Annotated in this window: 5 protein-coding genes and 2 tRNA genes; 6 read left to right on the forward strand and 1 reads right to left on the reverse strand. The window is 74.5% G+C overall.

Going from position 1 to position 5990, the window contains the following annotated elements; all coding sequences use genetic code 11:
- The first annotated feature begins 176 nt into the window (after positions 1-176).
- The 3 genes from V6U82_RS31410 (at position 177) to V6U82_RS31420 (ending at position 3401) form a co-directional block, all read left to right on the forward strand.
- Entirely contained in the window at positions 177-995 is an 819-nt protein-coding gene (locus V6U82_RS31410; RefSeq protein WP_334467639.1) for an isocitrate lyase/PEP mutase family protein, read from the forward strand.
- A 135-nt stretch (positions 996-1130) separates the two neighbouring features.
- Positions 1131-2636 (forward strand): helix-turn-helix transcriptional regulator, encoded by a 1506-nt coding sequence (locus V6U82_RS31415; RefSeq protein WP_334467641.1) that lies wholly within the window; start codon positions 1131-1133, stop codon positions 2634-2636.
- Positions 2637-2732: 96 nt separating this feature from the next.
- Positions 2733-3401 (forward strand): hypothetical protein, encoded by a 669-nt coding sequence (locus V6U82_RS31420; protein ID WP_334467643.1) that lies wholly within the window; start codon positions 2733-2735, stop codon positions 3399-3401.
- 76 nt (positions 3402-3477) lie between these two features.
- Here V6U82_RS31420 and V6U82_RS31425 read toward each other — a convergent pair whose 3' ends face one another.
- Complete coding sequence (locus V6U82_RS31425) at positions 3478-3723, reverse strand: DUF6458 family protein (protein ID WP_013284878.1); 246 nt, start codon at positions 3721-3723, stop codon at positions 3478-3480.
- A gap of 158 nt (positions 3724-3881) precedes the next feature.
- Here V6U82_RS31425 and V6U82_RS31430 point away from each other — a divergent pair.
- The 3 genes from V6U82_RS31430 (at position 3882) to V6U82_RS31440 (ending at position 5851) form a co-directional block, all read left to right on the forward strand.
- Positions 3882-3954 (forward strand) — tRNA-Gly (locus tag V6U82_RS31430).
- An 11-nt stretch (positions 3955-3965) separates the two neighbouring features.
- Positions 3966-4037: transfer RNA gene (locus V6U82_RS31435), tRNA-Val, on the forward strand.
- A 167-nt stretch (positions 4038-4204) separates the two neighbouring features.
- Positions 4205-5851 (forward strand): PKD domain-containing protein, encoded by a 1647-nt coding sequence (locus V6U82_RS31440; RefSeq protein WP_334467645.1) that lies wholly within the window; start codon positions 4205-4207, stop codon positions 5849-5851.
- Positions 5852-5990: the final 139 nt, after the last annotated feature.

Below are 5990 nucleotides of genomic sequence, written 5' to 3' on the forward strand. Positions count from 1 at the left end.
GCAGTGGGAGCGCGCTTCCTTGACACGGAAGAGGTCACTGGTTCAAACCCAGTATCGCCCACCAGCGGAAAGGCCGTGTCGATCATTCGACACGGCCTTTCTCGTCGTCATCGGTCAGTCCAGTGCCGCGCCGCTGGCCATTGCCGCGGCCGGATCGCCCCACCCAGACTGGCCCGGTGGACGATCAGCAGACCCGAGCCCGGCAGTTCCGCGCCCTGCACCTGCCCGGTGAACCACTGATCCTGGTCAACGCCTGGGACGCGCTGAGCGCCCGGATCGTCGCCGCGGCCGGCGCCCGCGCGGTCGCGACCACCAGCGCCGGGGTCGCGTGGAGTCGCGGCGCCCCGGACGGCGACGCGCTCGCCCGGGACACCGCCGTCGACGTGATCCGCCGGGTGGCCGACGCGGTCCGCGTACCGGTCACCGCCGACATCGAATCCGGGTACGGCGACAGCCCCGCCGAGGTCGCCGAGACGATCACCGCCGTGCTCGCCGCCGGGGCCGTCGGCGTCAACGTGGAGGACTCCCGGCACGACGGCGGCGGGCCGCTGCGCCCGGTCGACGAGCAGGTCGCCCGGCTCGCCGCGGTCCGGGCCGCCGCCGACCGCGCCGGCATCCCGCTGTACGTCAACGCGCGGGTGGACACGTATCTGCGCCGCGCCGGTGGCGTACCCGAGACGGTCGCGCGGGCCGAGGCGTACCTGGCCGCCGGCGCGGACGGGATCTTCGTACCCGGGACCGTGGAACCGGAGACGGTGGCCGCGCTGGCGGCGGCGATCCCCGCACCGCTGAATGTGCTGGCCGGGCCGGGCGCGCCGCCGATCGGCGAGCTGGCCCGCCTCGGCGTGGCCCGGGTGAGCATCGGACCGGCGGTGGCCGAGGCCGCGTACGCGCTGGCCCAGCGGGCGGCCGCGGAGGTGCTCGGCGCGGGGACGTACGGCGCGCTCGCCGGCGGGCTCGACTTCGACGCGCTGAACGAGCTGATGCGGAGCTGACCCGGACGGCGCGGCATCGACCACGGGGCGGGGTACCGGGTTGAATGGTCCGGTGGCCGCCGTCGCGCATCCGACCCGGATAGCCGCCGATCGGCGGCCGGGTGCCCGGTCGGCCGTCCGGCGGGGGAGCCGCGGATGACCGCCTCCGTCCGTCCGGTGCCCGCGCTGCTGGGCCTGCCCGTCGTCACGGGCGCCACGGCGGGGGCGTGCGTCGTCGCGCTCGCCGCCCTGGGGGCGGCCGGTCACGGCGGCTTCGCGACCGAGCCGGCCGGTGCCCTCGCCCTGGCCGTGGCGGCAGTGGCCGCGGCGGTCGCCGCGTCCCGGCTCGCCCGGTCGGGTCACCGTGCCGCCGGGCGGCTGGCGACCGGGCTCGCCGCGTCGCTGCTGGCGTACCTGGGGCTCGCCGTCCTGGCGGTGGCCACCGTCGCGGCCGGGCACCGGTGGGCCGGTCCGGCCGTGGCGGCGTGGAACTCGGCGTGGATCCCGCCGCTCGCGCTCCTGCAACTGACCGCCTCGGCCGCCGTCCGCACCGGCACCGTCACCCCGAAGGCGCACCGGTACGTCGGCCTCGTCCTCGGCACGGCCGTGCTCGTCAACGCGCTGCTGACGACGGCGACCGAGCCGTTCGACGGGCTGCCGACGATCGCGGGGGAGTCGTGGCGTACCGCCCTCGCCCCGGTCGGCGCCGCCGTCACCCTGCTGGGTGTGGCGGCGCTGCTCCTGCTGCCGGTGACGCTCTGGCGGGCCGCCCTCGGCTCGCACCACACCGTGCGGGCGCGGCTCGGCGTGGCCGCCGCGGCCACCACCGCGGCGCCGCTGACTGTCGTCTTCTGCCTGCTCCTCGCGGTCGCACGCGCCCCCGGTGACGTCGAGCCGTCGCTGGGCTCGGTCGCGTTCCTGGTGGCCCTGTCCGCCGCCGCCGTGTTCGCCGTGGCCTGCGCGGTCACCGCCGCCCGGGGCACCACCGAGCCTCGCCGGGTCGGCGCGGTGGTGCGCGCCACCGGCCTGGCCGCCGCGGCCCTGCTGGTCGTCGGCGCCGGCACGCTCGTGGCCGCTCCCGGATCGTCGCTGGGCCCGACCTCGGTCGCCCTGGTCGTGTCGGCGCTGACCGTCGTGGCCGGTGGCGGGGCGTGGGCCGGCACCGGCCGGCTGGCGGCGCTGCTCACCGCCGGGCCGGCAGGGCCGGCGGTGGCGCCGGTGACGCCGCGAGGCGGTGCGGAGGGTACGGCGGCAGGCGACGCGCCACCGCACCCCGGAACGCCCGATGCGGCGGGGACGACCAGCGCGGCGGGGACGGCGGGTGTCGTCGAGACGCCCGGCCGGGACGGGGCGGCGACGGCCGCGCCGGACGTCTCCGGTGCGGTGGTGCATGCCCCGGAGTCGGCCGGCGCGCGGGTCTCGGCCGGTTCGGTGCCGGCATCGGTCGGCGGGCTGACGGCGCGCGAGCGCGAGGTGCTCGCCGCGCTCGCCGAAGGCGCCAGCAACGCCGGGATCGCGGCGCAGCTCGTGGTCTCCGAGCGGACCGTCGACGCCCACCTGCGCGCCATCTTCGTCAAGCTCGACCTGACCCCGGGCGGCGACACGAACCGGCGGGTACGGGCGGCGCGGATCTGGCTGGAGCACGCGCGACAGCCGCGCTGAGCAGGGCTTTCCCGAAGATAGGTGCTGAGGCCGATGCCGGTGCGGGCGGTACCTCGGCACGGTGGGGCGACACCTGAATCGACGGAGGCTCTCACCGTGCCCGCACCGAAGCTGCGCCGCGTCGCGCTCGTCGCGCTCTACGTCCTGCTCCTGGTGGCCCTGGCCGGCCGCACCCTGTTCATGTTGTGGGAGCCGCCGTTCGACGGCGCGATCCACTACGACGACGTCCGCGAGCTGGGGTCCGCGTACTGGCCCATGAACCTCTACCTGGGCGGGCCCGCGTACGCCGTCTCCTGGATCGCCGCGGCGGTGTTCATCGTCTGTCTCGCCCGGGGCCCGGCGGGCGTGCTGAACCTGGTGGGGGCCTTCCTGGCCGGCCTCGGCGGTGTGGTGTTCGCGCTGGCGATCACCGCCGAGGTGCTGCCGTTCGCCTACGCCGCCGACCCGGCCGTCCTGCCGGAGCAGGAGGGGCGCGCGTTGTTCGACGTGTTCAACGACCAACTGGACGGGCTGCTCCCGGCAATCCTCGGCAGCCAGGTGGCGATCGTCCTCGGCATGGTCCTGGCGCTCGTCGGGATCCTGATCGGCCGGACCATGCCGCGCCCGCTGGTCGTCGCCGCGCTCGTCTACGTCGTGGCGTTCGTGCTGGTTCCGCAGGACGCCGGTCGCGCGGTGGGCGTCGTGAGCTACCTGCTCCAGGTGGCGCTCGTCGCCGCGATCGGCTGGTACGGGCTGCGCGCCGCCATCGCCGGGGAGCGCCCGTAGCAGAACGGGCCGGCCGGATCTGGTGATCCGGCCGGCCCGGTCCGGGACCGATCAGCTCCGTCGGCCCCGGCCGCTGTCACATCGGCGGGGCGACGTCCCGGCGCTCCTCGACGCGGCGGTACTCCACCGGCTGCTCGGCGGTGGTGGTGACCACCTGGCGACGGCGGCCCCACACCAGCGTGGTCATGATCAGGCCGAGGACGCCGGCCGCCATGAGGATCCAGCCGACGACGTCGAGGTCGACCCCGCCGACGCTGGCGTTGAGCGCGAACGTGAGGATCGCGCCGACCGCGATCAGGAAAATGCTCGTACCGATACCCACGACAGCCTCCTTCGGGGGATGGTTGTGCTGTCACCGGCCTCAGTACCCCGGCGGCGAGCAGCGCAACCACACGGCCACCCGGGGCGGCGGGGGTGTGCCGCACGGCGATCTTGGCATCGGGTAGAGTTCATCCCGTCGCCAGCGCGAACCGGCGGCACGCGGACGTAGCGCAGCTGGTAGCGCATCACCTTGCCAAGGTGAGGGTCGCGGGTTCGAATCCCGTCGTCCGCTCGCGATTGCCCGGGCGATTGGCGCAGTGGGAGCGCGCTTCCTTGACACGGAAGAGGTCACTGGTTCAAACCCAGTATCGCCCACCGAGAGTCACCCTCCCCGCCCGCCGGCGCCGCCGGTCGATCGGTGGACGTATCCCACCGGACGGTTCGTACCGGCCACATCGGTCACCCGGCTCCACCGTGCGGGTTATTCAGCCGCTGCCACCGCGCGTGTCACTGTGATGCCCGATGCGCAGGGAGGCGGTCACATGCACATGATCGAGCGGGGACGGTGGCGGCGGACGGCCGCCCGGTTAGGGGTGGCGGCTGTCGTCGCGGCGGCCGGGGTGACGGTCTCGGCCGCGCCCGCGCAGGCCACCGCGACGCGGACGGTGGCGTTCTTCAGCATGGACGAGCCGGCGTCGTCGACGGTGCTGACCGACTACAGCGGCAACGGCCGCCACGGCACGATCGGCGGCGAGGTGGTCACCGGCGCGCTCTACGCCGGGGCGACCGGCCACCGCTTCGCCACCCACCTGCCCACCGACCAGGAGTACGTCCCGGGCCACGTCGACCTGGTGCCGCACAGCACCGACTTCAACCCGGACGCCGGGGACTTCTCGGTGACGATCCGCTACCGGACCACGTACTCCTTCGGGAACATCCTCCAGAAGGGACAGGGCAACACGGCCGGCGGCTACTGGAAGTTCGAGGCCCCGAACGGCAAGCCGAAGTGCCTGTTCCGGGGCGCGGACGGCGCCTCCCGTACCGGCTACACCGACGTGCCGATCGCCGACGGCCAGTGGCACACGGTCACCTGCAACCGCACGTCGGCGTACGTGGAGATGTACGTCGACGGCGTACGGACCAGCCGCCTCAACGGGCCGACCGGCACCATCGCCAACACCTGGCCACTGTCCGCCGGCGGCAAGAGCCAGTGCGACGGTACGAAGGTCACCTGCGACTACTTCGCCGGCGACATCGACTACGTGAAGATCCTGAAGGGATCGGGCGGCCCGGCCAACCAGGCGCCGGTGGCAGCGCTGACGCCGACCTGCTCCGGCCTGGTGTGCACGTTCACCGGCGCGGCCTCCACCGACGCCGACGGCGCGATCCAGGACCACGGCTGGAACTTCGGCGACGGGGACACCGCCGGCACGGCCTCCGTGCCGACCACGTCGCACACGTACGCGGCAGCCGGCACCTACCCGGTCACGCTCACCGTCACCGACGACCGGGGCGCCACCGGCACCGCGACCGTCGACGTGACCGTGGCGCCCGTACCGGAGCGGATCTCGTTCGTCGGCCAGGCCACCGCGAACGCCAACTGGACCAGCCACACGGTCACCGTCCCGGCGGGCGTGCAGGCAGGTGACACGTTGCTGCTCCTGCTCAGCCAGAACACGCACACCGGCACCGGCGAGCCGACCGGGGTGACCGGCTGGACCAGGCTCGACCGCCTCGACGGTGGCTTCGCCACCACCACCGCCTGGTGGAAGACAGCGGGCGCGGGCGACGCGGGCACGGCCGTCCGGGTAACGCTGGACAGTCAGGCGAAGGGCAACCTGGTGCTGGCCGCGTACCGGGGGGTCGCCCCGACCGCGCCGGTCTTCACCCGGGCCACCGATCCGGCGAGCACCGCCACCCGGATCACCCCGTACGCGCCGGTGACCGCCGCGCAGAGCTGGGCCGTGTCGTACTGGCTGCACGGCGACAGCACCTCCACCGCGCTCACCGCGCCGGCCGGCGTGGCGGTGCGCAGCAACACCTCGCAGACCGGTGGCGGCCGGGTGACCGGCCTGCTGGCCGACTCGGCGAGCAGCGTGCCGACCAGCAGCTACGGCGGGCTCACCGCCACCGGCGCCGCGGCCAGCACGACCACCACCACGTGGACGTTCGTGCTGCCCCCGGCCTGACCCGTCGGGTACGCGTGAAAAGGCCGGCACCCCGGTTCGGGGTGCCGGCCTTTTCACTGTCTCGCTTGCTTGTTGGTCTTACTTGTTCCAGTGCTGGGCGACGAGGTCGGCGGCCTGCTGTTCCCACTGGGCGTAGTGG

This window comes from Micromonospora sp. CPCC 205554, assembly GCF_036902745.1.
Taxonomy (GTDB): domain Bacteria; phylum Actinomycetota; class Actinomycetes; order Mycobacteriales; family Micromonosporaceae; genus Micromonospora; species Micromonospora tulbaghiae.

Bases quoted from the DNA above. Each gene is read 5' to 3' on its own strand.
- V6U82_RS31415 (WP_334467641.1), top strand. From the start codon at position 1,131: ATGACCGCCTCCGTCCGTCCGGTGCCCGCGCTGCTGGGCCTGCCCGTC.
- V6U82_RS31440 (WP_334467645.1), top strand. From the start codon at position 4,205: ATGCACATGATCGAGCGGGGACGGTGGCGGCGGACGGCCGCCCGGTTA.